Annotated in this window: 24 protein-coding genes; 6 read left to right on the forward strand and 18 right to left on the reverse strand. The window is 70.9% G+C overall.

The window, feature by feature from the left end; genetic code table 11:
• Nucleotides 1–7: 7 nt before the first annotated feature.
• Nucleotides 8–1,936 carry a DUF6541 family protein gene (locus FG385_RS01265; protein ID WP_139094691.1) on the forward strand — a complete coding sequence of 643 codons (1,929 nt, stop codon included), beginning with the start codon at nucleotides 8–10 and terminating at the stop codon, nucleotides 1,934–1,936.
• Here FG385_RS01265 and FG385_RS34210 read toward each other — a convergent pair.
• The 8 genes from FG385_RS34210 to FG385_RS01305 all read right to left on the reverse strand — a co-directional run bounded on the left by FG385_RS34210 (nucleotide 1,917) and on the right by FG385_RS01305 (nucleotide 9,231).
• The gene (locus FG385_RS34210; RefSeq protein WP_200834242.1) at nucleotides 1,917–3,428 is read right to left on the reverse strand and encodes a glycosyltransferase; all 1,512 of its coding nucleotides are present in this window, start codon (nucleotides 3,426–3,428) and stop codon (nucleotides 1,917–1,919) included. The genes FG385_RS01265 and FG385_RS34210 overlap by 20 nt on opposite strands.
• On the reverse strand, nucleotides 3,415–3,774 hold the full coding sequence (locus FG385_RS01275) for a DUF2304 domain-containing protein (protein WP_139094692.1): 360 nt from the start codon (nucleotides 3,772–3,774) through the stop codon (nucleotides 3,415–3,417). The genes FG385_RS34210 and FG385_RS01275 overlap by 14 nt, the downstream gene beginning before the upstream one ends.
• Nucleotides 3,771–4,535, reverse strand: a complete 765-nt coding sequence (locus FG385_RS01280) for a glycosyltransferase family 2 protein (RefSeq protein ID WP_139094693.1) — start codon at nucleotides 4,533–4,535, stop codon at nucleotides 3,771–3,773. The genes FG385_RS01275 and FG385_RS01280 overlap by 4 nt, the downstream gene beginning before the upstream one ends.
• A gap of 14 nt (nucleotides 4,536–4,549) precedes the next feature.
• Nucleotides 4,550–5,809, reverse strand: coding sequence for a polysaccharide biosynthesis protein (locus FG385_RS01285; RefSeq protein WP_139094694.1), 1,260 nt, complete (start codon nucleotides 5,807–5,809; stop codon nucleotides 4,550–4,552).
• A gap of 151 nt (nucleotides 5,810–5,960) precedes the next feature.
• Nucleotides 5,961–6,497: an AAA family ATPase gene (locus tag FG385_RS01290; protein ID WP_139094695.1), complete on the reverse strand. Its 537-nt coding sequence runs from the start codon at nucleotides 6,495–6,497 to the stop codon at nucleotides 5,961–5,963.
• A complete protein-coding gene (locus tag FG385_RS01295) occupies nucleotides 6,490–6,780 on the reverse strand; it encodes a TfoX/Sxy family protein (protein ID WP_235022302.1) in 291 nt (96 codons plus the stop codon). The genes FG385_RS01290 and FG385_RS01295 overlap by 8 nt, the downstream gene beginning before the upstream one ends.
• Nucleotides 6,781–6,853: 73 nt before the next feature.
• Entirely contained in the window at nucleotides 6,854–8,386 is a 1,533-nt protein-coding gene (locus tag FG385_RS01300) for an ATP-dependent DNA ligase (RefSeq protein ID WP_139094696.1), read from the reverse strand.
• Nucleotides 8,299–9,231: a DMT family transporter gene (locus tag FG385_RS01305; RefSeq protein WP_139094697.1), complete on the reverse strand. Its 933-nt coding sequence runs from the start codon at nucleotides 9,229–9,231 to the stop codon at nucleotides 8,299–8,301. Before FG385_RS01305 ends, FG385_RS01300 begins: the two co-directional genes overlap by 88 nt.
• A gap of 70 nt (nucleotides 9,232–9,301) precedes the next feature.
• On the opposite strand from FG385_RS01305, the gene FG385_RS01310 reads away from it, so the two are divergent.
• A complete protein-coding gene (locus FG385_RS01310) occupies nucleotides 9,302–9,865 on the forward strand; it encodes a TetR/AcrR family transcriptional regulator (protein ID WP_139094698.1) in 564 nt (187 codons plus the stop codon).
• On the opposite strand, the gene FG385_RS01315 is transcribed toward FG385_RS01310, so the two are convergent.
• On the reverse strand, nucleotides 9,866–11,263 hold the full coding sequence (locus FG385_RS01315) for a class II fumarate hydratase (RefSeq protein ID WP_139094699.1): 1,398 nt from the start codon (nucleotides 11,261–11,263) through the stop codon (nucleotides 9,866–9,868). It lies immediately after the preceding gene.
• A gap of 105 nt (nucleotides 11,264–11,368) precedes the next feature.
• Here FG385_RS01315 and FG385_RS01320 point away from each other — a divergent pair, with 105 nt between their 5' ends.
• Nucleotides 11,369–12,349: an NAD(P)/FAD-dependent oxidoreductase gene (locus FG385_RS01320; protein WP_139094700.1), complete on the forward strand. Its 981-nt coding sequence runs from the start codon at nucleotides 11,369–11,371 to the stop codon at nucleotides 12,347–12,349.
• A gap of 33 nt (nucleotides 12,350–12,382) precedes the next feature.
• On the opposite strand, the gene FG385_RS01325 is transcribed toward FG385_RS01320, so the two are convergent.
• The 6 genes from FG385_RS01325 to FG385_RS01350 form a co-directional block, all read right to left on the reverse strand.
• Entirely contained in the window at nucleotides 12,383–13,258 is an 876-nt protein-coding gene (locus FG385_RS01325; protein ID WP_139094701.1) for a S1 family peptidase, read from the reverse strand.
• Nucleotides 13,255–14,316, reverse strand: a complete 1,062-nt coding sequence (glpX, locus tag FG385_RS01330) for a class II fructose-bisphosphatase (RefSeq protein ID WP_139094702.1) — start codon at nucleotides 14,314–14,316, stop codon at nucleotides 13,255–13,257. The genes FG385_RS01325 and glpX overlap by 4 nt, the downstream gene beginning before the upstream one ends.
• A gap of 85 nt (nucleotides 14,317–14,401) precedes the next feature.
• On the reverse strand, nucleotides 14,402–14,632 hold the full coding sequence (locus tag FG385_RS01335; RefSeq protein WP_139094703.1) for an exodeoxyribonuclease VII small subunit: 231 nt from the start codon (nucleotides 14,630–14,632) through the stop codon (nucleotides 14,402–14,404).
• Nucleotides 14,595–14,990 carry a hypothetical protein gene (locus tag FG385_RS01340; RefSeq protein WP_139094704.1) on the reverse strand — a complete coding sequence of 132 codons (396 nt, stop codon included), beginning with the start codon at nucleotides 14,988–14,990 and terminating at the stop codon, nucleotides 14,595–14,597. The genes FG385_RS01335 and FG385_RS01340 overlap by 38 nt, the downstream gene beginning before the upstream one ends.
• Before the next feature lie 3 nt (nucleotides 14,991–14,993).
• Nucleotides 14,994–16,274 (reverse strand): exodeoxyribonuclease VII large subunit, encoded by a 1,281-nt coding sequence (gene xseA / locus FG385_RS01345; protein WP_139094705.1) that lies wholly within the window; start codon nucleotides 16,272–16,274, stop codon nucleotides 14,994–14,996.
• Entirely contained in the window at nucleotides 16,271–16,975 is a 705-nt protein-coding gene (locus FG385_RS01350; protein ID WP_139094706.1) for a lipid droplet-associated protein, read from the reverse strand. The genes xseA and FG385_RS01350 overlap by 4 nt, the downstream gene beginning before the upstream one ends.
• Before the next feature lie 104 nt (nucleotides 16,976–17,079).
• Here FG385_RS01350 and FG385_RS01355 point away from each other — a divergent pair, with 104 nt between their 5' ends.
• Nucleotides 17,080–18,048, forward strand: a complete 969-nt coding sequence (locus FG385_RS01355; protein ID WP_139094707.1) for a 4-hydroxy-3-methylbut-2-enyl diphosphate reductase — start codon at nucleotides 17,080–17,082, stop codon at nucleotides 18,046–18,048.
• 421 nt (nucleotides 18,049–18,469) lie between these two features.
• Here the strand turns inward: FG385_RS01355 and FG385_RS01360 are convergent, their stop codons facing one another.
• A complete protein-coding gene (locus tag FG385_RS01360; RefSeq protein ID WP_139094708.1) occupies nucleotides 18,470–19,459 on the reverse strand; it encodes a DUF6542 domain-containing protein in 990 nt (329 codons plus the stop codon).
• Between the two features lie 181 nt (nucleotides 19,460–19,640).
• Nucleotides 19,641–20,558, reverse strand: a complete 918-nt coding sequence (gene rmuC / locus FG385_RS01365) for a DNA recombination protein RmuC (RefSeq protein ID WP_139094709.1) — start codon at nucleotides 20,556–20,558, stop codon at nucleotides 19,641–19,643.
• A gap of 155 nt (nucleotides 20,559–20,713) precedes the next feature.
• Here rmuC and FG385_RS01370 point away from each other — a divergent pair, with 155 nt between their 5' ends.
• Nucleotides 20,714–21,862 carry an exonuclease SbcCD subunit D gene (locus FG385_RS01370; protein WP_200834243.1) on the forward strand — a complete coding sequence of 383 codons (1,149 nt, stop codon included), beginning with the start codon at nucleotides 20,714–20,716 and terminating at the stop codon, nucleotides 21,860–21,862.
• Nucleotides 21,859–24,819 carry an AAA family ATPase gene (locus FG385_RS01375; RefSeq protein WP_139094711.1) on the forward strand — a complete coding sequence of 987 codons (2,961 nt, stop codon included), beginning with the start codon at nucleotides 21,859–21,861 and terminating at the stop codon, nucleotides 24,817–24,819. Before FG385_RS01370 ends, FG385_RS01375 begins: the two co-directional genes overlap by 4 nt.
• 97 nt (nucleotides 24,820–24,916) lie before the next feature.
• On the opposite strand, the gene FG385_RS01380 is transcribed toward FG385_RS01375, so the two are convergent.
• Nucleotides 24,917–25,426 carry a methylated-DNA--[protein]-cysteine S-methyltransferase gene (locus FG385_RS01380; protein ID WP_139094712.1) on the reverse strand — a complete coding sequence of 170 codons (510 nt, stop codon included), beginning with the start codon at nucleotides 25,424–25,426 and terminating at the stop codon, nucleotides 24,917–24,919.
• Nucleotides 25,427–25,459 lie beyond the last annotated feature (33 nt).

Here is a 25,459-nt window from a genome sequence, read left to right on the forward strand (position 1 = left end):
GTAAGGAATGAGCTGGTTCGCGTCGATTCCGGTCGGCCTCGTCTGTGTCGCATGGCTGCTCGTACCGGGCCTTCTGGTGACCTACCCGATCGGACTGCGCGGCATCGCCGCCTGGGCGGTGGCGCCGATCGTGACCGTGGCGATCACCGCTTCGTTCGCCGTAGTCGCCGGCAAAGCAGGCATTTCCTGGTCGGTCGGTGCCGTCGTGATGGCGTGCGCGGCGGTCGCGATCGTGATCGGCGGCGGCGCATTTCTCCTGCGGCGCCGGGTCCGGGCACGTGAGCCCGACCCGCGGCGGCTCACGCTGGCGGCCTTGCTCGGCCTGGTGGTCGCCGCGATTCTGGGCGCGATCGCGTTCGCCCGAGGGGCCGGCGAACCGGAGTCGATCTCACAGACCTTCGACGGGGTGTTCCACTACAACGCCGTCGCCTCGATCCTCGATTCCGGGAACGCGTCCTCGCTGACGCTCGGCAGCCTCGGCTCGCCCGGCATCCCGCCCGCGTTCTACCCGGGCGCGTGGCATGACCTCGTGTCGCTCGTGGTGCTCAGCGGCGTCGCGTCCGTACCCGTCGCGACGAACCTGATGGCCGCCACCGTGGCCCTGGTGCTCTGGCCGCTGTCCTGCCTGCTGCTGGCCCGGCAGATCTTCGGACGTTCCCCGGCTGCGCTGGCTGTCACCGGGGTCGTCAGCATCGGCTTCGGTGCGTACCCGTGGGGCCTGCTCAGCTTCGGTGTGCTGTGGCCGAACCTGCTCGGCATGTCCCTGGCCCCCGCTTCACTCGGGGCCGTGCTTTCGCTGTTCGGGGTGGCCAGGGAGGACGCGATCGGCCGCGGCCGGGCCTGGCTGCTGCTGCCGGTCATCCTGGTCGCGCTCGCGCTCGGCCATCCCAACGTCCTGTTCAGCGTCGCCGCCCTGTCGATCTTCCCGGTCGGCACCATGCTGCTTCGCCGCGCCTGGCGCCGGCCATGGCGTGGCCTCGCCGAGATCGCGGGCGCGGTGGCCGTCTTGCTGCTCGGCTGGTGGTGGGCCGCGACCACACCGGCGCTCGCGACCGTGCGCACGATGCCGTGGCCGCCGGTCACCACGCCCGGGCACGCGGCCGGTGAAGTCCTCAGCAACGCGGCACCCGGGTACGACCCGCTGTGGGTGCTCTCCGCGCTCGTCCTGGTGGGAGTCGTCTACTGCCTGTGGCGCAGCGGCTGGCGCTGGCTCGTCGGCGGGCAGGTGCTGTCCGCGGCCCTGTATGTCGTCAGCGCCGGGGTCAACAAGCCGTCCACGTACAAGTTCACCGGCTACTGGTACAACGACTCACACCGGCTCGCCGCCATGATCCCGATCACCGCCGTCCCGCTGACGGTCGCGGCGCTCCTGCTCCTGGTGGCGCTGGTACGCCGCGTTCTTCCGAGAGCGCAAGAGGTTCTGGTCGCGTCGATACTCGGGGCGATCCTGCTCGCCGTCACCGGCGGACTGTACGTGCGCAGCCACATCTCGATCCTGGCCGGGCACTACACCAAGGCGGCCGGTGAACCGGGCAACCGGCTGTTCGATGCTCGCGAACGGGCCTTCTTCGCCCGCATCCAGCATGAGCTGCCCGCCGGTGCGAAGGTCGCGGGGAACCCCTGGAACGGCAGCGTGCTGCTGTGGGCGCTGTACGACCGCCCGGTGCTGATCCCGAACCTGGTCATCGCCACCACCCCGGACCAGGACTACCTGTCGGCGCATCTGATCGACGCCGCGGCCGACCCCCGGGTCTGCGAGATCGCGAACCGCCTTGGCGTGGGGTACCTGGTCGTCACCGACAACCTCTTCTGGCCGGGCTCGCCGGAGACGGCGAAGTACCCGGGCCTGGCCGACCCCGGCAACCGGCCGGGATTCCGGCTCGTCGACGCCGACGGGCCGGACAAGCTGTATCAGCTCACGGCTTGCGGGCGATGAGCACGAACTCGTTGTAGGGGAAGGCCTTCCCGGCGAACCGTGGCAGTGGGAACGAGATCCGCCGCTCCACCGCGAGCCCCAGCTGCCTGGCGACGTCGGTGAGGCCGTCGAAGTCGGTGAACTCGACATGCGTGCTGTCGGTGGCGTAGCCGCGTTCCTGCGGGCAGATGAACACCACGCGAGCCCCGGGCGCCAGGCAGTCCAGGTAGCCCGCGAGTACCTTGACCGCCTCGCCGCGAGTCATGTGCTCGATCAGATGGGCCGCCAGCAGGCCGCCGAACCGCCCCGGCCGCGAGTACTCGGTCTCGCCGAATTCTTCGGTCGTGAACGCCGTCAGTCCGCGCTCGCGGCACACTTCGACCGAGTGCGCGTTGTGGTCGACCCCGACCCCGCGCGGCGCCAGATGCGTGAGGTTGCGGCCCAGACCGCACCCGACGTCCAGCACCTCCCGATCCCCGAACAGGCGCCGGACGTTCCACCGGTACGGCGCCTGGACGTTCAGGACTCGTTTCCACCACGGTTGTTCGAGCCGGATGAGCCGGTCCGTGTAGTCGGCACCGTCGGTGGCTCCGGGAGCGTTCACCCCGGTGAGCGTACCGGCGCGACGGCGGCCGAAAGCGTGCCGGGCCAGCGTCGCGGCACCGCGCCCCTGCCGGGCCAGCAGCATGCCCGGCAGCATGCTGAGCGCGAACAGCCGCGAGGACAAGTGCAGTTCCGCGGCCCGCGCCGCGCGGTCCCACCCGTGGGCGCGCATGCTGTCGGCGGTGTCGAGGAAGAACCGCTCGGCCTCGACGAAACGCGCCCCGGTCTGTGCCGTCGCCGACGATTCGCTGCCGGCGTGGCGGCGGTATTCGAAGCACACGGTCTCGTCGACGACGAGCGTCTCGCCGGCCTGGACGAGTTCGAGCAGCAGCGCCAGATCCTGGATGACCCCCAGATCCTGCCGGAACCGCACGCCTTTCAGGCTACTCGCCCGCCAGCACAGCGACGGGAAGTACAGCCAGTCTCCCCGCACGAGGCTCAGCGCGAGCGCCTCGCCCGACATGGTGAGGCGGCCGCGCACCGCCGGTGCGTACACGCGCCGTTTCGCCTCGTCGACCAGCGTGCGGGCGGGCCTGCCGGAGCCGTCGATCAGCCGCACGCCAGGCTGGATGATCCCCGCCTCCGGCCTCGCCTCGTGCGCGGCCAGCACCGTGGCGACGTAGTTCGGGAGCATCCGGTCGTCGCAGCCCATCAGCACGACGAGTTCGTGCTCGACGAGGTCGAGGCACCGGTTGAAGTTGCCGGTCACCCCCAGGTTCCGCTCGTTGCGCAGGTAACGGACGCGGTCGTCGTCCAGCCCGGCGAACCATTCGGGTACCCCGGGCTCGCGGCCGTCGTCGACCACCGTCAGGCGCCAGCGCGGATCGTCCTGCGCGAGCACGCTTTCGACGGCGGCCCGCATCAGGGCGGCGTCGCCGTAGTAGGGCATGAGGATGTCAACGAGGGTCATGCTGCTGCTTCTTGTACTCGTCGAACTCGAGCCGAATGATCGCCAGGTCCTCGGCCAGCTTCCGGGTTTCGTTCTCGACGCGCGAGAGCTCCCACGACAGGTGAAGCGCGACGCCGACGAGGAACGTGATGCCCACGAAGAACAGCAGGTTCACTGGCAGCGTGACGCCGGTCAGCCTGCTCAGCGCGGTCAGCAGGCCGGGGAAGACGGTCAGCACGAGGATGATCACCCCGACGACCAGCCACAGCACGGCGTACTTTTCGCTGAGCTGCCGGCGCCGCAGCAATTCGAAGATCCCGGCGAGGATCAGCAAGCTGCCGAACAGGGCCACCAGGTACGAACTCATCGCGACACGCCGCCCTTCACCGGAACCGGCGCCGGCTCGACCGCGACCCTCCAGCGCCGCACCAGAGCCAGTAGCAGCGCGAACCCCGCGCGAAACAGGTAGACCCCGGCCTTGATCGGCCGGTGGCTGGGGCGTCCGTCGCTGCGCGGCCGCATCCGGGCCGTCACCTGCGTGACGCGGCAGCCGGCACGCAGCGCGATCACCAGTGACTCGACGGTGTCGCCCAGGTACTCGGCCGGGTAGTACCGCGCGAACAGGGGCAGCGCACGTGGCCCGGTCGCTCGGAACCCCGATGTGGTGTCGGTGAGCTTGGTGCGAGCCAGCCGCGAGATCACCTTCGCCAGCACCACCATCGCCCATCGCCGGGGCCCCCGGACCCGGTAGCCGCCGTCCTCGTCGAACCGGGCGCCGATCACGATGTCGGCCTCGTCCAGTTTGGCGAGCAGCGCGGGGACTTCGCGCGGATCGTGCTGGCCATCCGCGTCCACCTGGACGGCGGTGTGGTAGCCGCGCCGCAGGGCGTACCTGAACCCCGCTCGCATGGCGCCGCCGACGCCCAGGTTGTACGGCAATTCGAGCACGGTCGCGCCCGCCTGCCGGGCGGCGGCGACCGTGCCGTCGGTCGAGCCGTCGTCGACTACCAGGACATCGAGGTCCGGCAGCGCCGTCCGGATCTCGTGGATCGTTCGCCCGATGCACGGTTCCTCATTCCAGGCCGGAACGATGATCAGGACCCGTCCACCGGGCGGCTGTCTCTCCACGGCAGCAGTTTAAGTCACCGTTTTACGGGTCCACGCAACGCTGTGCGCGCGGCGATCACCATGCCCGCCACGACGAGAACCGAGCCCGTGAGCTGTGCCAGCACGGCGATGTCGACGGGGTCACCCGGCAGGAACAGCAATCCCGTCAGCGCTACCGACCCCAGCAGCCACGACAGCGTCGTCGCCCGGTGCATCCCCAGCGCCACCAACGCCGGCTGCAGCACCTGCGCCACCATCAGCGCGACGGTGCCCAGCGCCAGCCAGCCGAGCAGCACACCCGGCAGCGCGACGCGGGCGCCGAAGAACACGCGCAGCGCCCACGGACCCAGCGCGAACGACACTGCCACCCCCACCGCACCCACCACCGCGACCGAGGTCAGGATCAGCCGCAGCTTGCGCCGGAAATCGGCGAGGTCGCCCCGGGTCGCGGCGGCGGTGAGCGTGGGCAGCAGCAGGGCCTGCACCGGCGCGAAGAGGAACAGCGGGATGCGGACCAGCACGAATGCCGACGCGAACGCGGCTGCCGTCGCCGTGTCCTCGTCCAGCCGGGCCGACACGATCACCGGCGCCAGATTGGCCACCAGTTGGGCGAGGACGGTCGCCCCGGCGAGCACCGCGATGGCCGCGGCCATCGCGGTCAGCGATCGCTCCGGCGCGCCCTCGTTCCCGGGCACGCCGCCGCGCAGCGCCGGCAGCCCCGCCAGCACCCCGACGGCCGACCCGGCCGCGAAGAGCAGCCCGTAGGCCGCGCTCCCCGGCGCGGCCAGCACCGCGACCAGGATGCACGGCAGCAGCCGTCCCACGCCCTCGAACGCGAGCGTGGCCGCATAACCGCCGAAGCGCCGCTGGCCGCCCAGCAGGCCGCGGACGAGGTACACGGCCGCGGAGGTGGCCGAGCCCAGGACCAGCGCCGCGAACAGCGCCCAGCGACCGCCGAACGCTTCGGGCACCAGCACCGGCGACACCGCGAGCAGCAGCACGACCACCAGGCCGAGCAGCCCGGCGCCCGCGACCGTGGCCCGCCGCCGCACGACGTCGGCCGCCATCCCGGAGCTGATGCTCCGGCTGGCCTCCTGCTCGACCGCGGTGAACACACCGGGGCCGATGATGTTGATCAGCAGGTAGAGCGAGGCGATCGCGGCGGCGTCCCCGGTCGGCAGCGTGTGTCCGGACAGCGCGAGAAACCCGTACCCGGCGGCACCGACCAGCGCGAGCCCACCGCCCATCAACGCCGGGGGCCCGAGACGTCGCCGAGCGAACGCGGGTGCGGTCACAGCGCAACGGTACTGGGCTGCTCGTTACCAGTCCGACGGCAGCCACGGCGGAAACGGGTTTCTACGAGCAGGTCGGCTGCGGACCGTGTCCGCCTGCTTTCCGTCGGACCAGTGACTGGCGACCGTTCGCCAGGGACCTCCGGCTTGCCGGTCAAAGCACCATCCGGCCCGACGCGATAGCCTCCGCGACTCGCCTCTCCGTTGCCGTGCTCTCCTCGTCGGACGTGTCGAGCACATGCGGCTCCAGCGCGCCGAGGTCGGCGAACTGGTCCCACATGAGCAGGACCGGATGCTCGTCCACCAGCGCGTCCGGTGCCGTCCGGCCCCGCGCGCGAGCCAGCGCCACCTCACGACGCGGGCGCAGCACCACGTAGTGCACCGGCACATCCGGGTGAAGCCGCGCCTGCGCACGGAAGTGGCCGAGCATCCACGGGCCGACGATCCCGTCGACTACAGCGGTGAACCCGCCGGCCGAGTAGGCGAACGCCGCGCCGGCGATGACGTCCATCACCGTCTCGTTCTGCGCGTGGGAGGCCGGTTCGTACGGCGGTATGGCCCCGGCCACGAGGTAGTGCCAGAAATCGTCGGTGTGCAGGTGGGCGGCTTTGGGGTAGCCACGAGCCACCCGAGCCGCGACCGTCGACTTCCCGGCGCCCGGCGGACCGGTCACTATCACCACATCAGCCACGAACGAAGAGCATCGCCTCCTCCGCCACTGGATGCCAAGCCAATTCCGACTCCGGTGCCAGGGCGAGCCATTCCTTCATCGGCGTGCCCTTGTTGGCGTCGAACCGGATCCCCTCGCCCACCTCGACCAGCTCGTCCACTCTGGACTTCGGCAGCTTCACCACGAGCCGCCCGCGCACGAACATCGCGAAGATCTTGCCGCGCACCCGCAGCGCGTGCGAGCCGAACCTGCCTCCGGTGCTGCCCGGCGGGGCCACGTCGGGCAGCCCGGTGAACCGGTCCACCAGATCTTCGAATCGCTCCTCCGGTCCGCCGGCCCGGCCACCACCCCCGGCGGACCCCCTCCGCGTGGCTCGCCTATCTCCCTTCACCGTGCCCGTCTCCCTTCACCGTGGCGCGCACCGCGCCGATCGTGTCCGCTTCGGCCGGGTCCTTGTCCGGGCGGTACCGGACCACCCGGGCGAAGCGCAGCGCGAGCCCGCCCGGATACCGGGAACTGATCTGCGCGCCGTCGAGTTCGATCTCGACGACCAGTTCCGGGCGCACGTAGACCGCCCAGTCGTCACGCCGCGATTCGAGCTCCTGGAAGACTTTCGTCTGCCAGGCCAGCAGCTCGTCGGTCAGCCCCTTGAACGTCTTGCCGACCATGATCGGCGGCCCGCCGTCCGGATCGCGCGCGCCGAGGTGCAGGTTCGACAGGTACCCCGTGCGGCGCCCGTGCCCCCATTCCGCGGCCAGCACCACGAGATCCAGCGTGTGCACCGGTTTGACCTTCAGCCACGCACGCCCGCGCCGCCCCGCCGCATACGCCGAATCCAGCGATTTGACCATCACACCCTCATGCCCGGCCGCGAGCGCCGAATCGAGGATCGCGGCCGGATCGGCCGGTTCGGCCTCACCCGGGATGAGGTGCTCACCGGCCACCGAGCGCAGCGCCGCGTTGCGTTCCGACAGCGGCGCGTCGAGCAGATCCTGCCCGTCCAGGTGCAGGCAGTCGAAGAAGTACGGCCGCAGCAGCAGCGCGCGAACCTGCTCCTCGCGCGTGCTGCCGAACCGGCTCATCGTCTCCTGGAACGGGCGGGGCCTGCCGTCGTCGGTGAGCGCGAGCGTCTCGCCGTCCAGCACGACGGCCTCGCACGGCAGCTCCCGGACCAGCCGCACCAGCTCCGCGACGTTCTTCGTGATCTCGCGCAGCGTCCGCGTGTACACGTGGACCTCGTCGCCCATGCGATGCACCTGGATGCGCGCACCGTCCATCTTGTACTCGACGATGGCCTCGGAATGTTCCCGCAACGCCTCGTCGAGCGACTCCGCCGGCGAGGCCAGCATCGGCCGCAGCGGCCTGCCCAGCCGCAGACCGAACCCGGTCAGCGCCGCCTCACCACCGGTGACCGCGGCGAGCGCCGTCACCGGCAGCTGCCCGGACAGCATGAACGCGCGCCGCACGGCCTCGCCGGGCACCTCGGCCGCGGCGGCGACCGCGTCGAGCATCACGCCCTCCAACGCACCTTGGCGCAACTCCCCGGTGAGCAGGCGGAAGAGGAACTGCTGCTCTTCCGCCGTGGCGCGGGCGAACAGCGCGTGCAGCGCATCCACGCGGCGTTTCGCCGATCCGCTGCCCGACATGTCCGCGACCTCGCCCAGCGTCGTGTCGACCTCGGCGACCGTGAGCGTCGGCCCGCGGGCGGCGGGCGCGCCGAGCTCGGCCAGCGTGCGCCAGCCCGTCCCGATCCGCCCCTGGCTCGGCTGACCGGTGAGGAAGGCGACGACGGCCGGCAGTTCACCGTGGCCGGCGCGGTTGATCAGCTCGCCCAGCGTCGCGATCTTGGCCTTGCGCGAGCGCGTGGCGGCGAGCTCGGCGGAGGCACTGACGACGTCGGCGAGGAACATGTCGCCATCATGCCCCGGGGGTACGACAATTTCGCGGGGGCGAGCACGAGGGCCACGGCCGCGAGGCAGATCCCCAGGCCCGCCAGCCCGAGGACGGTGACCTGCTGGCCGAACATGAACCAGGCGAGCAGCATCGTGGTCGGCGGGGTGAGGTAGAGCAGGGTCGACACCGTCGTCAGCGAGGTGCGGCGCAGCAGCAGCCAGTAGCAGCCGTAACCGCCGAACGTCGGCAGCACCACGACCCACCCGATGGCGAACCAGAACCGGCCGCTGTCCGGTGGCGTGAGCATGCCGATCGCGGCCGCGAGAACGGTGAACAGCACGGCACTCGTCGTGCACTGGATGACCAGCGAATCGGCGATGCCGGGCTTCGTCCCGCGCCCGATCAGGCTCCCGGCCACGAGCGCGAGCATCCCGCCGAACGGGAGCAGATACGCCCACCACGGCGTGCCGAGATGGCCCGAGAGGTCTCCGGAAACCACGACGGCGACCCCGGCCAGCCCGCCGCAGAGGCCGATCCACTGGCGGCGCGTGGCCCGGTCGATGACCGCCGAGACGACGGGTTGCAGTGCCGCGACGAGTGCCGTGGTGCCCGCCGCGACGCCCAGCGCGGCGGCTTCGTACACGCCGAACAGGTAGCAGCACTGGGACAGCAGGCCTACCACGATCTGCGAGCCGAGCCACGCGCGTTTCGGCCGCCGCCAGGCAAGCAGCAGCGCGGCCGCGATGGCGAACCGCCAGGCCAACAGGGTGACCGCGCCCGCGGAACCGGCGCCGAGCGTCGCCCCGGCGAAACCCGAACTCCACAGCAGTACGAAGCCGGCGCCGAGCGCTGCCGTCCACATCGGACCTCCAGGTATACAGATCTGTCTACCTCGGCTAGCGTAACTAAACAGACCGGTATACTGTCAAGGGATGAAGACCTTGACGCCCGCGGCGCAACGGGTGCTCGATGTCGCCGCGGAGTTGTTTTACGCCAAGGGAATCCACGCAGTCGGGGTGGACACGATCGCGGCCGAGGCTGGGGTGACGAAAAAGACGCTGTACGACCGGTTCGGGTCGAAGGACGAGCTAGTCGGCCAGTACCTGGCGCAGCGGGACGAGCGCTGGCGCGCGCACGTGCGCGAGGTGGTGGCGCGCAGTCCCCGCACCAGCGCGGTGCGCAGGCCACTGCTGGTGTTCGACGCGCTCGAAGAGTGGATGGCGCACGAGACCGCGCGCGGATGCGGTTTCGTCAACGCCCACGCCGAGCTGCCCGAACGGGACCATCCGGGCCGGCGCGTGATCCAGGCGCAGAAGGAGTGGCAGCTGGCCTACTTCCGCGAGCTCGTGGCGGGCCTGCGCAACCCGGCACGGCTCGCGGAGTCGTTGTTCATCCTGCTGGAGGGGGCCACCGTCGCGGAGTCACTGCAGGTGGTGCCCGGCGCGGTGGCGAACGCCAAACGCCTGGCGCGTCAGTTGCTGGAGGCGGCGGCCTGATCACTTCCCGCCACGGGCCATACGCAGCACGTCGAGCGCCTCGTCGAGCTGAGCCTCGGTGAGCTTGCCCTGCTCGACGTAACCGCGCTCGATGACGACTTCGCGGATCGTCTTCAGTTCCCTGAGCGCCTGCTTCGCGACGGCGGCCGCCTCTTCGTAGCCGATGTACTTGTTCAGCGGCGTCACGATCGACGGCGAGCCCTCGGCGTACGCGCTGGTGCGGTCGGCGTGCACGGTGAGCGCGGCGAACACCTTGTCCGCCAGCAACCGTGACACGGCCGCGAGCAGCCGCGCCGACTCGAGGACGTTGCGCGCGATCACGGGCAGGTTCACGTTGAGCTGGAAGTTGCCCTGCGAACCCGCGAACGCGACGGCTGCGTCATTGCCGATCACCTGGGCCACGACCTGCAGCGTCGCCTCCGGGATCACCGGGTTCACCTTGCCCGGCATGATCGAAGAGCCCGGCTGCAGGTCGGGCAGGGCCAGTTCGGCGAGACCGGTCCGTGGGCCGGAACCCAGCCACCGCAGGTCGTTCGCGATCTTGCACAGCGACACCGCGACGGTCCGCAGGTTCGCCGACGTCTCGACCACGCCGTCCTGGCTGGCCTGCGCCTCGAAGTGGTCGCGGGCCTCGGTCAGCGGCAGGCCGGTGACACGGGCGAGTTCCTCGGCCACGGCGGCGCCGAAGCCTTCGGGCGCGTTCAGCCCGGAACCCACGGCCGTTCCGCCGATGGGCAGCTCACCGAGCCGCCCGAGGCCCGACTGCAGGCGCTCGATGCCGTAACGGACCTGCGCGGCCCAGGCCCCGGCCTCCTGGCCGAGTGTGATCGGGACGGCGTCCATCAGGTGCGTACGGCCGGACTTCACGACGTCCTGCCACCCCGCCGCGCGCTGCTCGATCGCGCTCGCCAGGTGGTCGAGAGCGGGGATCACGTCCGTGAGTACCGCTTCCGTGGCGGCCACGTGGATTGTCGTGGGGAACGTGTCGTTCGACGACTGCGACGCGTTGACGTGGTCGTTCGGATGCACGTCGGTGCCCAGGCGGCGGCTCGCGAGCGTCGCGATGACCTCGTTGGCGTTCATGTTCGACGAGGTGCCGGACCCGGTCTGGAACACGTCGATCGGGAAATGCGCGTCGTACCGGCCGTCGGCCACCTCGTCGGCGGCGGCCGCGATCGCCCCGGCCAGTTCGGGCTCGAGCACCCCCAGCCGGACGTTGACCCGGGCCGCGGCCGCCTTGAGCAGGCCGAGCGCGCGGATCTGGGCGCGTTCCAGGCCGCGGCCGGAGATGGGGAAGTTCTCGACGGCACGCTGGGTCTGCGCCCGGTACAGCGCGTCGACGGGCACCTTCACCTCGCCCATCGTGTCGTGTTCGATCCGGTATTCCTGTTCAGCCATGACGCCAGTTTCGCGCAGCGCGACGGCATCCGCCTCGTGTGTTTCGGCACGCGATGTGGCTACGATCTAGACGGTCCCGATCACCGGCGGAGGGCGGTACACCCCATGGAGCGTTCGGTCGATGTGCTCATCGTCGGTGCAGGGCCGACCGGATTGTTCGCCGCCTACTACGCCGGGTTCCGCGGGCTGTCGATGGCCGTCGTCGACTCGCTGCCCGAGACCGGCGGGCAGGTCACGGCGATGTATCCGGAAAAGATGATCTACGACGTCGGCGGGTTCCCTGCGGTACGCGGCCGTGACCTGATCAAGGGCCTGGTCGAGCAGGCGGCGCCGTGGGAGCCGGGATACCTGCTCGGGCGCAAGGCGGAGCACCTGCGTGACGGCCCGGACGGCTTGGATGTGCTGCTCGACGGCGGTGACGTCGTGCATGCCGGCGCGGTGCTGATCACCGCCGGCATCGGCGAGTTCACCCCGCGGCCGCTGCCTGCCGGTGACGGGTGGCTCGGCCGCGGGATGGTCCATTTCGTGCCGTCGCTCGACGTGCACGCCGGGCAGGACGTGGTCGTGGTCGGTGGCGGCGACTCGGCGTTCGACTGGGTGCTCGCGCTCGAGCCCATCGCGTCGAGCGTGACGCTGGTGCACCGGCGCGCGAAGTTCCGGGCCGCCGAGTCGATCGTGCGGGAGGCGCGGCAGCGGGGGATTCGCATGATCACCGACGCAGAGGTCACCGAGATGCGGGCCGGCGCGGACGGTGCCCTGTGCGAGGTGCTCGTCACCCCGAAAGGGACCGAGGAGCCGGCCGTGCTGCCCGCGCAGACCGTCGTCGCGGCGCTCGGGTTCACCGCGGATCTCGGGCCCATCGAGAACTGGGGGCTGGAGATCGACCGTCGCGCGATCAATGTCGACTCGACCATGGCGACCGCCCGCCGGCGCGTCTACGCCGCGGGTGACGTCGCCGCGTACCCGGGCAAGGTGAAGCTGATCGCGACCGGATTCGGCGAGGCGGCGACGGCCGTCAACAACATCGCGGTCGCGCTCAACCCGGAAGCGCACCTGTTCCCCGGGCATTCCAGCAACGCGGAATGAGCCCCGGCCCTGGGGTCTGCTGGACCGTGTCGTTCAGGCCGACGGGGTCGGGCTGGGCGTGGTACTCGGCGTCGGCGAAGGTGCCGGGCTTGGTGCCGGCGCCGGGCTCGGAGTGGGCGCCGGGCTCGGCGTGGGGCTCGGGCTGGGCGGGGGCGGCGCGAGCAGTTGCGTGATCCAGCCCGCGTAGGCGACGGCCGAGGTGTAGATCGACGGCGCCTTCGCGCAGGTCGGAGAGTCGTCGCCGGGACGGCTGGTCACCCCGAGCAGCGCCCAGTGCCCGTCCACCTGCGCGACCTCCGGGCCGCCGGAGTCACCGAAGCAGGCGCCTGACTTGCCGTCCGGGCTGTCGGTGCACAACTCGACGTCCTTGTTGATCGGCGCCGTGCACCGGGCCGGGTCGACCAGATGCGAGTCGAGTTGCTGCAACATCGTGGGACTTTGGCCGCAGCCGACCGTCGGGCAGGTCTGGCCCCAGCCGAGCAGCCGCACGGCGGTGCCGACGGTCGTGGCCGTGCCGAGCCCGATCGGCGCGGCCGTCACCGGCGCCGACAGGTGCACCACCGCGATGTCCCCGCCGGCGCCGGACGGGTTGTAGCCGGGGTTCACGACCAGCCTGTCGGGCTTGGCCACCTCTCCGCCCTGGGTGCGGTCGTTGCTGCCGACCCGGACGGTGAACGACGCCGGGTCGCGGCCCTGCACGCAGTGCGCGGCCGTGACCACCCAGGACGCCTGGAGCAGCGAGCCGCCGCAGAAGAACTCGCCGCCGGTGGTCTGCAGCGCCGCCGCGAACGGGTAGGGCTGATCGGCCTCCGTGCCGCCGACGATCCGGGGTTCGGCGGCCGAACCCGGCTGGACGAGGAAGAGCAGCGCCAGCAGGCAGCCGGCGATGCCGATGAGCGCTCCCTTCACGGCAACGGCGGCACGTGGTCTTCGTCGCCGGGCTGCCCGTCGAAGTCGATGGACGAGTAGGCACGCAGCTTGGTCAGCCGGTGGTAGCCGTCGATCATGCGGACCGTGCCCGACTTCGAGCGCATGACGATCGACTGCGTGGTCGCGCCGCCGGCCCGGTAATGGGTGCCGCGCAACAGGTCGCCGTCGGTCACGCCGGTGGCGCAGAAGAACACGTTGTCCCCGCTCACGAGATCGTCGGTGGTCAGGATGCGGTCGAGGTCGTGCCCCGCGGCGATGGCCTTCTCCCGCTCGGCTTCGTCCTTCGGCCACAGCCGCCCCTGCAGCTCACCGCCGAGGCACTTCATCGCGCAGGCGGCGATGATGCCCTCCGGGGTGCCGCCGATGCCGAGCAGCAGGTCGACACCCGTGCTCGGGCGGGCGGCGGCGATCGCGCCGGCCACGTCGCCGTCGGAGATGAACCGGATCCGGGCGCCCGCCTCGCGGACCTCCTTGATCAGCTGGTCGTGCCGGGGGCGGTCGAGGATGCAGACCGTGACGTCGGAGACGTTGCTGTGCTTGGCTTTCGCGACCCGGCGGATGTTCTCCACGACCGGTGCGGACAGGTCGACCACCCCGGCCGCCTCCGGCCCGACCGCGAGCTTTTCCATGTAGAACACGGCCGACGGGTCGAACATGGCCCCCCGCTCGGTGACCGCGAGCACGGCGAGCGCGTTCGGCATGCCCTTGGCCATCAGCGTGGTGCCGTCGATCGGGTCGACCGCGACGTCGCACGCCGGGCCGTCGCCGTTGCCGACCTCCTCGCCGTTGTAGAGCATGGGCGCTTCGTCCTTCTCGCCCTCGCCGATGACGACCACGCCGCGCATCGAGACGGTCGAGATGAGCTGGCGCATGGCGTCGACCGCGGCGCCGTCGCCGCTGTTCTTGTCGCCCTTGCCGACCCAGCGTCCCGCGGCCATCGCGGCCGCCTCCGTGACCCGTACCAGCTCCATCGCGAGGTTGCGGTCAGGCGCTTCCTTTCGTCTGGCCGAGGTGGGGGACGAGGTGTCGTTCGACATGGGGTGCCTCCCGGTTGGGTGCAGGGCGGATGTCGATTCTCTCAGACCGGGAGGGCGCCACAGGACAATCCCGGCATGGTGAAACTCACTCTGCGTCTTCAGTGTCGTCCTCGACCGACTTCAGCGCCGCTTCGATGCGCTCTCTCGCGCCCTCGAGATGGCGCTCGCAGACCTTCGCGAGGTGCTCGCCCTTCTCCCACAACGTCAGCGACTGCTCCAGGGACAGCCCGCCGGCCTCGAGCTCCCGCACGACCTCGACGAGCTGGTCGCGGGCCTGTTCATAGCCGAGCTCTGTGTTTTCCGCGGCCTCGCTCACTGGTGCAGACTAGCGCGCCCGCCAGTGCGTGGTCGTATCCCATGAACGCGCGCGCGAACTCGCTGCCGTCACCGTCGGTGATCGCGTCCTCGATGCGGCCATGCGCCCGCGCGACGCGCTCGCGGTGCGGAGAACCCGCGCCGAACCACCATCTGGTGCCGGTGTAGGCGGAGGTCGCCTCCGACAGCCGGCGCAGCCACGCGCCGAGGCCGCATTCGCCGGCATCGGCGCCGGTCAGCAGGCAGGCCCAGCAGGCGTCGGCGGCCCGGTCCGCCTCGGTGGCGCGATGCAGCACGGCGTGCGCACCGGCGTGCACGGCGGCGCCGGTGGTGAGCGGCAGGAACGTGGGGCTGCGCACTTCCTACTCTCCAGGCTCGATCGTCTGTGCGACCACGTGCACGGCGCCGTCGACGACCCGCACGCGCAGCGAAGTTCCCTCCGCCACTTCAGAGATGGATCGGAGCACCTGAAGGTTGCCTTCGGCGTCGGGATATTGCACGACCGTGTAGCCGCGTGCCATCGTCGCGGCCGGCCCGAGCGCGGTCAGCCGGGCGCGCGCGGACGCGACGGCGACCTGTTCATGGGACAGCGTGTTGAGCATGGCCCTGCGTCCGCGTTCCCGGTGGAGTTCGGCGTCCTCCGCGCGGCGCTCGACGGGGCCGAGCGGATCGGCGAGCGCGGGACGGCTGCGGAGCTGGTCGAGCAGGCGGCACTGGGTGTCGACCCAGCCGTGCAGCGCGCGGCGGGCACGGTCGCGCATCTGGTGGACGCGCGCGGTTTCCTCCCGGACGTCGGGAACGATCCGCTTGCCCGCGTCGGTCGGGGTCGAGCAGCGGAGGTCGGCGACGTGATCGAGCAGCGGGGTGTCGGGTTCGTGCCCGATGGCGCTGACTACCGGCGTGCGCGTGGCCGAGACGGCGCGGCAGAGCGCTTCGTCGGAGAAGGGCAGCAGGTCTTCGACACTGCCGCCGCCACGGGCGATGACGATGACGTCGACGTCCGGGTCGTTGTCGAGAATGGACAGTGCCTTGCGGATCTGCGGGACCGCGGTGGGACCTTGGACGGCGGTGTTGATGACCTGGATGGGCGCGGCGGGCCAGCGGTTGTGCGCGTTGACAAGGACATCGTGCTCGGCGGCCGACGCGCGCCCGGTGATGAGTCCGATTCCCTTGGGGAGGAAGGGAAGTCTGCGTTTGCGCTCAGGTGCGAAGAGCCCTTCGGCTTCGAGCAGGCGGCGGAGCCGTTCGATCCGCGCGAGTAGCTCCCCGATGCCGACGGCGCGGATTTCGGCCGCGCGGAGGCTGATGGTCCCGCGTCCGAGGAAGAACGCCGGCTTCGCGAACACGACGACGCTCGCCCCTTCGCGAAGCGGGGGCTCGATGGCTCGTACGAGCCGCATCGGCGCGGTGACGGTCATCGAGACGTCGGCGGAGGGGTCGCGCAGGGTGAGGAAGGCGGTCTGCGTACCGGGGCGGGCCGAGACCTGCGTGACCTGTCCCTCGACCCAGACGGCGCCGAGCCGGTGGATCCAGTCGGCGATCTTGCGTGCGACGGTGCGGACCGGCCAGGGATGCTCGGCGCTGGTCTGGTCCTTTGTGGCGGCCTGATCGGCACCGGCCGCCGGGCGGTTGTCGGTGGTCACTGGCCGCCGGGACCCCCGCCGTTGTCGCCTTCGGACAGTCGCTGGACGTTGCCGATCCGCCGCGCCAGCATCCCGACGAACGACGGCCGGTTCTCGTGCGCGCGCTCGTAGGCGAGGAGCTCCTCGAGTTGTCCGAGAGTGAACCTGCGCAGCCGCGCGCGCAACTGGGGCAAGGTGAGCTCGTCGTAGTTGGCGAGCCCGGCCGAGCCGGTCAGCCCTTCGGGTTCGAATCCGACGCCTTCAGGCCCGGACGCACCGATCTCCTCGGCCTCGCCGCCGATCTGCTCGACTGCGCCGGTTTCGGTGCCGTTTCCGCTGTCGAACTCGCCTTCGAGATGGTCCTCGGCGAGCGCGCGCTCTTCTTGTTCCCACGGGTCGCGGGCGTTCTCGCTCACCTCACGGAGCACGGTCGCCGCACGGTGGCCGTTGTTGCCGTTCGGTGGTTCCTCGTCCGGCGGAAGGTCCTCGTCGAACGTGGCCCAGCCGGGGGTCTCTTCGACCGGGCGCAGCGACGACAGCGCCTCGTCACCCTTGATCGCGAGTTCGGTGACCTGTTGCTGCAGGCGCATGGAGAACTGCAGGACCTGAGAGACCACGGTGACCGGCAGCCCGAGCAGGTTCTTCGGCAGCTCGCGGGCTTGTTCGGCCGCCGTCACGGCCAGCCCCGCGGCGACGCGGAGGGGGAACGGGAGGGGCTTCATGCGTACAGCGTGCCGCACATGCGCCATCCTGCCCAACCGATCATGTCCGGTGGCCTATCCGACGTGACCGGCCGCACAGCGGTGCCGGCCCGTACCCTGGTGGCATGAGTGCAGCGAGCCCTGCCACCGAGCCCGCCAAACGAGTACTGCTGGCCAAACCGCGTGGCTACTGCGCGGGGGTGGACCGTGCGGTGATCGCGGTCGAGAAGGCCCTGGAACTCTATGGTCCGCCGGTGTACGTGCGCAAGGAAATCGTGCACAACCGGCACGTCGTGGACACGTTGCGGGAACGCGGAGTGATCTTCGTCGACGAGACCTCGGAGGTGCCCGACGGCGAACTGGTCGTGTTCTCCGCGCACGGGGTTTCTCCGGCCGTGCACGCCGAAGCCGCCGAGCGGAACCTCCGCACGATCGACGCGACGTGCCCGCTGGTCACGAAGGTGCACAAGGAAGTCAATCGCTTCGCCAAGGACGATTACGACATCCTGCTCATCGGCCACCAGGGACATGAGGAGGTCGAGGGCACGTCCGGCGAAGCGCCCGAGCGCGTGCAGCTTGTCGACACACCTGAGGATGCGGCGGGCGTGCAGGTGCGTGACCCGTCGAAGGTCGTGTGGCTGTCGCAGACGACGTTGAGCGTGGACGAGACCATGGAGCGCGTCGAGCAGTTGCGCGAGCGCTTCCCCGGCCTGGCCGACCCGCCCAGCGACGACATCTGTTACGCCACGTCGAACCGCCAGGTCGCGGTCAAGGCGATGGCCGCCGAGTGCGATCTGGTGCTGGTGGTCGGTTCGCGCAACTCGTCGAACTCCAAGCGCCTGGTCGAGGTCGCCCTCCAGGCGGGCGCTCGTGACGCGCACCTGATCGACTTCGCGCGCGAGGTCGACGAGTCCTGGCTCGAGGGCGTCACGACCGTCGGCGTCACCAGCGGTGCGTCCGTACCGGACGTGCTGGTGATGGACCTGCTGGCCTGGCTCGCCGAGCGCGGCTGGGCCCAGGTCGACGAGGTCACCACGGCGAACGAGAAGATCGCCTTCGCCTTGCCGCGGGAACTGCGCCAAGCAGCCAAGTAACCGGGATTCGGGCGGAGCCTGGCCCAGCGGCGCCCGCCTTCACGTGGCAGCCCGTGCGCCCGCCCCCGCAGCCGGCGGGTCGGCAGGCGCCCGCGTTCACGGTGGCCGGTCGGCTGGCAGCCGCGCTCATGGGTGCGGGGGAGCACAAAGGCAGCGCTCGCGGCGGGCGTGCTCGCGGTGGGTGGCCGTGCAGCGGCAGCGCTCGCGATAGGCGGGCATGCAGCGGCCGTGCTCGCCGTGGACGGCCGTGCTCGCGGTGGCGGTCGGCTGGCGCCGCACTCATGGTGAGGCCGGTCGGCTGGCGGCGCACTCATGGGCGAGCGGGCCTGCGGCGGCCCCCGCTCACGGTGAGCGGGCGGGCAGAGGCACGCCCATGGGCAGCCGGACGGCAGCACCGCCCACCGCGAGCGGTCGGCTTAGGTCAGCGCTCGTCGTCCCAGGGGCGGCGAGCACGCGGAGGCGGTCCACCGCGCTGACCGGGTGCACGTCGTGGCGGTTCGCCCCCACCACGCGGCTCACCGCCACGCGGAGGCATCCGGCGAGGACGGCCGCCTGGCGGCTCAGGGCCGTCGCCACGGCGACGCTCGTCGTCCGGCGCCGCACCGCGCGCCGGGCGCCCACGGCGGGCCGCAGGCGGCGGTGGCACCTTGCCGCCGCGCGGACCTGGCTCGCCCTCACGGTCACGGCGGGCACCACGCGGTTCGCCGCCGCGCCCACCAGGCCCCCCACGCGGCGGCAGGTCCTCCGGACGTCGCCGTGGCGTCATCGGCAGCGACGGATGCTGCTCGCTGGCACCGGGCCTCTGCGGCCGACGCCCATCGGCGGGCCGGCGCCCGCGCGGGGCGTCCTCACGCCCGGCACCGTCACGCGCGGGCTTGCCGGTCCGGCCACCGGCCGCACCGCCGCCACGCGAGGCCGAAGGCCGCCTGGCCGGCGCCTTGTCGGCCGAGTTCGGGTCCCGTTCGCGGTACAGCCGGAGGATGCCGATGGCCAGCGTGAAGCCGGTGGTGACGGCCATCGTCGGGAACCCGTTGATCAGCGGCGTGCCCACGGCGAGCGCCTTCGCAAGCGTGTCACTGTTCGCCGGCAGCCCGGAAATCAGCAGCACCACCAGCGGCACGGCGATCGCCAGTACCAGCGGCGGTTGCACCATGGGCCCGAAGAGGCTGCGCCGCTGCACCGCGCAGATCGCGCCGACCGAACCGAGGAAGTAGCAGATCCCGAACACCCAGCCGAGGCCACTCCGCAATTGCATGTCGATGATCGCGCCCAGCAAGGCGAGGCCGAACGCCAGCAGGACGGCTCCCCACCAGGGCAGCCCGCGTCTCTCGCCGACGATGGGACGCGCGTCCCAGGGCACGGCTACCTCGTCGGCGTCGGGATCGCTCTGCCGATCGCGAATGGCGGTCACAGAGCAACACCGTAACTCCTGGCGGACACGAACCACTCGCCGCTCCGCGCAGTTGGCCCCAGGGCGTGGTCACAATGGACCATTCGGCCTACGCTGACCAGCGCTTTTACCTCTGCTGACCTTATTGGCAATCTGCTGGTTACGGCTCCCGGGCGATTGGTGGTCTGGACCCGGTGCTTGTTCAGCTCGTGGCCAGTTCGTCCCCCTTCCGGATCGCCGGCACCTCGGTGGGAGTTCCGGACGCTTCGGTCAGCGGCGTCACCGATGCCCGGAAGCCCTCCAGCGCGTCCAGCTCGCGCCGGCGGGCAGACAGGAAACGCTGCAGATGCGTGCTGGACAGGTTGAGCGCCTCCACAGCGTTTCCCGCCGCCCGGTGCGCGGCTCCGGCCCCGGCTCGGACTCGTTCGATGTCCTCGACGACCGCCCGGTCGCTCGCCGCGAACAACGCCGCCGAAGCCACGACCGCGAACCCCGTCGGGCCACACAGGAAGACCCGCCGGTCCAGCATCCACCGCAGCAGCTCGGGATCGGTGTCGAGCGCGGCGACGACCGCCGCGTCGGAGGGAACGAACATGACCGTGCCGTAGATACCGTCCGCCCAGCGCTGGTAACCCTTGCCCGCCAGTTCCGCGGCCCGCGAACGCAGGTTGCGCACGTGCACCCGGAGCGCATCGAGCCGTTCGTCGGCATTGTCCGTCTCGACGGCCTCGGCCCAGCACGCCATGCTCGCCTTCGCGTCCACCGGGACGGTGCGATCGCCACCGACCCGGAGCACCATGTCCGGTTTCGCCGCGCCGCCGCCCGCCAGGTCGGTCTGCAGGGTGAAGTGCAGTCCCTCCCGCAGACCCAGCGCCCGCGCGGTTTCCGCCAGAACTTGTTCCCCCAGTTCGCCCCTGCCGCTGATCGAGGCGAACGCCACCTCGTACCGGCGCAGGGCCGCCTGCTGCTGATCCACGCGTGAGCGCTCGACCTCGACCTGCCGCGCGACGGCGTCCGCACGGCGCATGCTGTCCGTGTAGAGCCGCCAGAGCAGGACGATCGCCACCAGTAGTGCCAACGCGATGACGATGGCCGCCGTGCTGATCACGGTGGATGCCACGTCGTCCCTCCCTTCTCCGATCTCGGTCCGTGCTCTCGCATCATGGCGGAGCCCACCGACAAAACCGGCGACCGGACCGGTCGAACACACGTTCGGGTGAAGCGGTGCGGCATGTCTCCACGTTTCTGTCGGTGGTCGGCTTTAACTTGGGCCTCGTGAGATTCCTGCACACCTCCGACTGGCACGTCGGACGTACGTTCCACAGCGCGGATCTGCTCGCCGAGCAGGCCTTCGTGCTCGGCCACCTGGCGGACCTGGTGACCGCCGAGTCGGTCGACGCCGTCCTGGTGTCCGGCGACGTCTACGACCGCGCGGTGCCTTCGGCGGAGGCCGTGCAGGTCGCGAATCGTGCCATGGCAAGGATTCGCGCGGCCGGTGCGCAGCTCGTGCTCACCTCCGGGAACCACGATTCCGCGCCACGACTCGGCGCGTTCGGTGATTTCGCCGCGGCCGGCGGGCTGCACCTGCGCACCTCGGCGGACCGGATCGCCGATCCCGTGCTGATCGAGGACGGGCACGGTCCGGTCGCGATCTATGGAATCCCTTATCTCGAGCCGGAGCCGGCGCGGCATGCTCTCGGTGTTCCGGATGCCAAGGGGCACAACGGTGTTCTCGCCGAAGCGATGCGTCGCGTCCGGGCCGATCTGGCCACCCGTGCGCCCGGCACCCGGTCGGTGGTGCTCGCGCACGCGTTCGTGACGGGAGGGCGCGCGACGGAGTCGGAGCGCACGATCGCGGTCGGTGGGGTCGAGCAAGTCGGCGGCGACGTCTTCGACGGAGTGGACTATGTCGCGCTGGGGCACCTGCACGGGCCGCAGACGCTCGCGGAGCATCTGCGATATGCGGGAAGCCCGCTCGCCTACTCGTTTTCCGAGGCGCTCCAACGGAAATCCGTGTGGCTTGTGGACTTCGACGCCGGTGGGCTCGCTGAGGTGCGGCGACACGAACTGCCGGTGCCCCGCCGGCTCGCGAAGCTCACCGGGAGCATCGGCTGGCTGCTCGGCGCGGAGGAGCACGCCGAACTGGCCGACTGCTATCTCTCCGTCACGCTCACGGATTCCGTTCGCCCTGTCGATGCGATGCGCCGTCTGCGAGAGCGGTTTCCCCATGCGGTGCACCTGGAATGGCAGCCGGAGAACGGCAAAGCGACGGCCGCGTTGCGTTACGCGGAGGCGGTGCGCGGTCGGCCGGACAGCGAGATCGCCCGGAGTTTCCTCGACGACTGCCGAGGTGCGCCGCCGAACGCACGTGAGGAGAAGCTGTTGCGCAGTGCTCTGGAGAACGCGGGCAGAGGTGAGGAATGAGGCTGCATCGCTTGGAGGTGACCGCGTTCGGTCCTTATCGGACGCGTGCGGTGGTCGATTTCGACGCGCTCGGTTCGGACGGCCTGTTCCTCCTACACGGCGATACCGGAGCGGGCAAGACGACGCTTCTCGACGCCGTCGCGTTCGCCCTGTTCGGCTCCGTCCCCGGCGCGCGAGGCGAGGTCAAGCGGCTGCGATGTGACTTCGCCGAGCCGGACGAACTGACCGAAGTCGTGCTCGAACTGACCGTGCAGGGGCAACGGATGCGGCTCGTGCGCAGTCCTGAGTATCACCGGCCGAAACGTCGCGGCGACGGTACTACCAAGCAGCAGGCGAAGGCCTCGCTCGCCTGGCTCGGTGGTGCTCCGGAAGGCTTTCCCGCCGAAGGCCTGACCAGGATCGACGAGGTCGGTCGCACGGTCCAGGGGCTGCTCGGGATGAACGCCGAACAGTTCTTCCAGGTCGTCCTGTTGCCGCAAGGAGAGTTCGCACGCTTCCTGCGCGCCGAGACCGACGAACGGGAGAAGCTGCTCGAGAGGTTGTTTGGTACCAGGCGTTTCGCCGACGTGGAGGCCTGGTTCCGTGATCTTCGTGTCCAGCAGAGGCACGAGCTGGACCGGCGTGGGCAGGAGTTCGGCAGGTGGACGGCGCGGTTCGCGCAGGTCGCCGGTGAAGAGGCGCCCGAGCGCGATCTCGCCGAGTGGGTCGCCGCCGTCCGACAAAGCGCTGCGGACGCGGTGGCGGGTGCGCAGGCGGCGGAGGAACAGGCGCGCGCTGCCTGGGATTCGGCGGACAGGCTGCTCGCGGAACGCCGGACGGCGTCGGAACGCGTGCATCGTCTGCGCACGGCTCATCGACGCCTGTCCGCTCTGGAAGAGCAGCAGGCGGAACGAAACGGTTGGGCAGCCGAGGTCGCGGCTGCTCGCCGCGCGGCCACCGTGGCGGGAACGGTGAGTCAGGCGGACCGCGCTGCCGGGCGGTTCGGGGAAGCCCTTGCCACGGAACGGATTCGGGCGGACGAACTCGCCGCGACCGGGCACGCGGGCGGGCAAGCAGACGTGGTGGAGCTCCGGCGTCTTGCCGGGCTGCTGCGCGAAGAAGCTGGAGCGCTGGCCGGTCTGGTCGCGGAGGCGGAGCAGCAGGCGCGCGATCAGCGCGAGATCGAGCAGCTCGTCGACAAGGTGCAGGAGGCCAGGGCGAGCGCTCTGGTATTGAGCGAGAAGCTCGATGGCATCCCACAGCGCGTGGAGGAGTTGCGGCAGCAGTTCGAGATCGCGAACGCGGCTGCCGTGCGTCTCGAAGCGCTGCGCGCCCAGCAGTCTGAGCTGGCCGATGCTGTCCGGGATGCCGAGCGACTGCCCGGCGCGATCCAGGCGGTGACCGTCGCGGACGATCGCGTCCGCGCGGCAACGGATGAGCACCAGGAAGCGCGGGCGCGCCGGCTGAGGCTGCGCGAGCTGAGGCTCGATGGCATGGCCGCCGAACTCGCCGCTGGACTCGCCGACGGTGAGGCTTGCCCGGTCTGCGGTGCCGCCAGGCATCCGGCTCTCGCCCGTCCTGCGGACGGGTCGGTGGACCGGGAACAGGAGGCCGAGGCCGAGTCGCTGGAGAGCCGCGCCGAACGCAGGCGAAGCGCCGCCGAGGTAGCCAAACGTGGGGCCGAGACTGCCCTCGCCGCGCTGTGTGAACGCTTGCAGGGTCGCGGCGGCGAAGACCTGAACGCCGACCTGCGGCTGGTACGCGGTCAGGTGGAAGAGCTCGAAGCGCAGGTCAAGCAGCGGGCGCGGCTGGCGAGCGAGGCCCGGTCCGCCGAGGCCGAGGCGCAGTCACTGACGGGCAAGCTACGCGCGGCCGAGCAGGCGGCGACCGCGGCCGAGGCTCGCCGGCGCACGCTGCTGGAGCAGACGGAAGAGCGAGCACGTCGGCTGGACGAGGCTCGCGGCGAGTACTCGGACGTCGCCGCGCGACGGGCGCAGCTCGGGCTGGTCGTGCGCGCGCTCGACACGCTGACCGACGCGCGGTCGGAGCGGGTCGCCGCCGAACGGCAGCTCGAGCAGCGCCGCGAGGAGCTGCGGGAAAGCCTCGCGAAGGCGGGTTTCGCGACGGTCGAAGAAGTACGGGCGGCGGCGCGGCCGGACGAGACCGTGGCACGGCTGGAAAAGCGGCTTTCGCAGGCTGCGGCCGAGGAGGCGGCGGCCCGCGCCGCACTCGCCGAGCCCGAGCTCGCGGGCGTCTCGCCGGACGATCAGATCGACGTGGAGTCGGCGGCGACGTCGGCGCGGGAAGCTCGCGAAAATTCCGAGGCCGCGGTCGCGACACTGCGTGCGGCTACCACGCGGGTGAACGAGCTGGAGACGCTGGCCGCCCGGCTATCCGCCGCGGCCGAAGCGATCAGGCCGCTGGAGGACGAGTTCGACGAGCTCGACGCGCTGACCGATGTCGTCAACGGGCGGGGCCAGAACGCGCGCCGGATGTCCCTGCGGTCGTACGTCCTCGCAGCCCGGCTCGAGGAGGTGGCGGTTGCCGCCACGACACGGCTCGGGGCGATGAGCCAGGGCCGCTATTCGTTCGTGCATTCCGACCGGGCGGGTTCGCGCGGCACCCGAGGCGGCCTCGCGCTGGATGTGCTGGACGACTATTCGGGCACCGTCCGGCCCGCGAAGACCTTGTCCGGCGGCGAGTCGTTCCTGGCCTCGCTCGCGCTGGCCCTCGGCCTCGCGGACGTCGTCGCCGCCGAAACGGGCGGCGCGCTGCTCGACACTCTCTTCGTCGACGAGGGTTTCGGCACGCTGGACGCCGAAACCCTCGACGTCGTCATGGACATCCTCGACGAGCTTAGGGCTGGAGGACGAGTCGTCGGCCTCGTCTCTCACGTCGAGGAGCTGCGCCAGCGCATTCCGACCCGGTTGCGGGTGCGCAAGGCGCGGACCGGTTCGACCCTGGAGGTGCGGATATGAGCTAGGTTGTGTTTGACCAGCGGCGGAGCCGCTCGTCGTGGGCTGTCAACCGGCGCCGCCACCCGCACCGCTACGCAAGCCGCCTTCGGAAGGCCCGCTAACGGAGCTCGGGTGACTCGTGATCGAGCAGCCAGCGCTTGACCTCGATGCCCCAGCGGAAACCGCCCATCGCGCCACCGATGCGCAGGACCCGATGACAGGGCACGAAGAGCGCGGCGGCGTTGCGAGCGCAGGCGGACGCGGCCGCCCGGATGGCCGCGGGTCGGCCGGCGAGCGCGGCGTAGTCGCTGTAGGTGACGGGCTTTCCAGCCGGCACCGTCCGCAGCACGTCCCAAGCGTGCTGCAGGAACTCGCCCGAGCGCTGACGCACCGGGATGTCGTCGATGGCGTCCAGTGCGCCGGCGTGGTAACGGCGAACCGCGGTACTGACCGCGCCGAGGTCGCGCTTCTCGCGCAGCTCACCCGGAACGAGTGAACGCGAGATCTGCGGGGTGAGCGCATTCAGGTCGGCGGTCCAGCCGGAAGCCAGGACGGCGCCGTCGGATGCGACGACGGCCGTGAACGGGCCGATGGGTGTGTCCATTGTGGACCAGTGGGCGATGCTCATTGGGTTCTCTCCTTACGGCTTTTGGGTCTCGGT

Origin of the sequence: Amycolatopsis alkalitolerans (assembly GCF_006152065.1) — a bacterium.
GTDB classification, from domain to species: domain Bacteria; phylum Actinomycetota; class Actinomycetes; order Mycobacteriales; family Pseudonocardiaceae; genus Amycolatopsis_E; species Amycolatopsis_E alkalitolerans.

Bases quoted from the DNA above. Each gene is read 5' to 3' on its own strand.
- FG385_RS01315 (WP_139094699.1), bottom strand. From the start codon at position 11,263: ATGGCTGAACAGGAATACCGGATCGAACACGACACGATGGGCGAGGTG.
- FG385_RS01300 (WP_139094696.1), bottom strand. From the start codon at position 8,386: ATGTTCCTCGCCGACGTCGTCAGTGCCTCCGCCGAGCTCGCCGCCACG.
- FG385_RS01310 (WP_139094698.1), top strand. From the start codon at position 9,302: ATGAAGACCTTGACGCCCGCGGCGCAACGGGTGCTCGATGTCGCCGCG.
- FG385_RS34210 (WP_200834242.1), bottom strand. From the start codon at position 3,428: ATGACCCTCGTTGACATCCTCATGCCCTACTACGGCGACGCCGCCCTG.
- FG385_RS01355 (WP_139094707.1), top strand. From the start codon at position 17,080: ATGAGTGCAGCGAGCCCTGCCACCGAGCCCGCCAAACGAGTACTGCTG.
- FG385_RS01275 (WP_139094692.1), bottom strand. From the start codon at position 3,774: ATGAGTTCGTACCTGGTGGCCCTGTTCGGCAGCTTGCTGATCCTCGCC.
- FG385_RS01265 (WP_139094691.1), top strand. From the start codon at position 8: ATGAGCTGGTTCGCGTCGATTCCGGTCGGCCTCGTCTGTGTCGCATGG.
- FG385_RS01380 (WP_139094712.1), bottom strand. From the start codon at position 25,426: ATGAGCATCGCCCACTGGTCCACAATGGACACACCCATCGGCCCGTTC.
- FG385_RS01375 (WP_139094711.1), top strand. From the start codon at position 21,859: ATGAGGCTGCATCGCTTGGAGGTGACCGCGTTCGGTCCTTATCGGACG.
- FG385_RS01350 (WP_139094706.1), bottom strand. From the start codon at position 16,975: ATGAAGCCCCTCCCGTTCCCCCTCCGCGTCGCCGCGGGGCTGGCCGTG.
- glpX (WP_139094702.1), bottom strand. From the start codon at position 14,316: ATGTCGAACGACACCTCGTCCCCCACCTCGGCCAGACGAAAGGAAGCG.
- FG385_RS01305 (WP_139094697.1), bottom strand. From the start codon at position 9,231: ATGTGGACGGCAGCGCTCGGCGCCGGCTTCGTACTGCTGTGGAGTTCG.
- FG385_RS01320 (WP_139094700.1), top strand. From the start codon at position 11,369: ATGGAGCGTTCGGTCGATGTGCTCATCGTCGGTGCAGGGCCGACCGGA.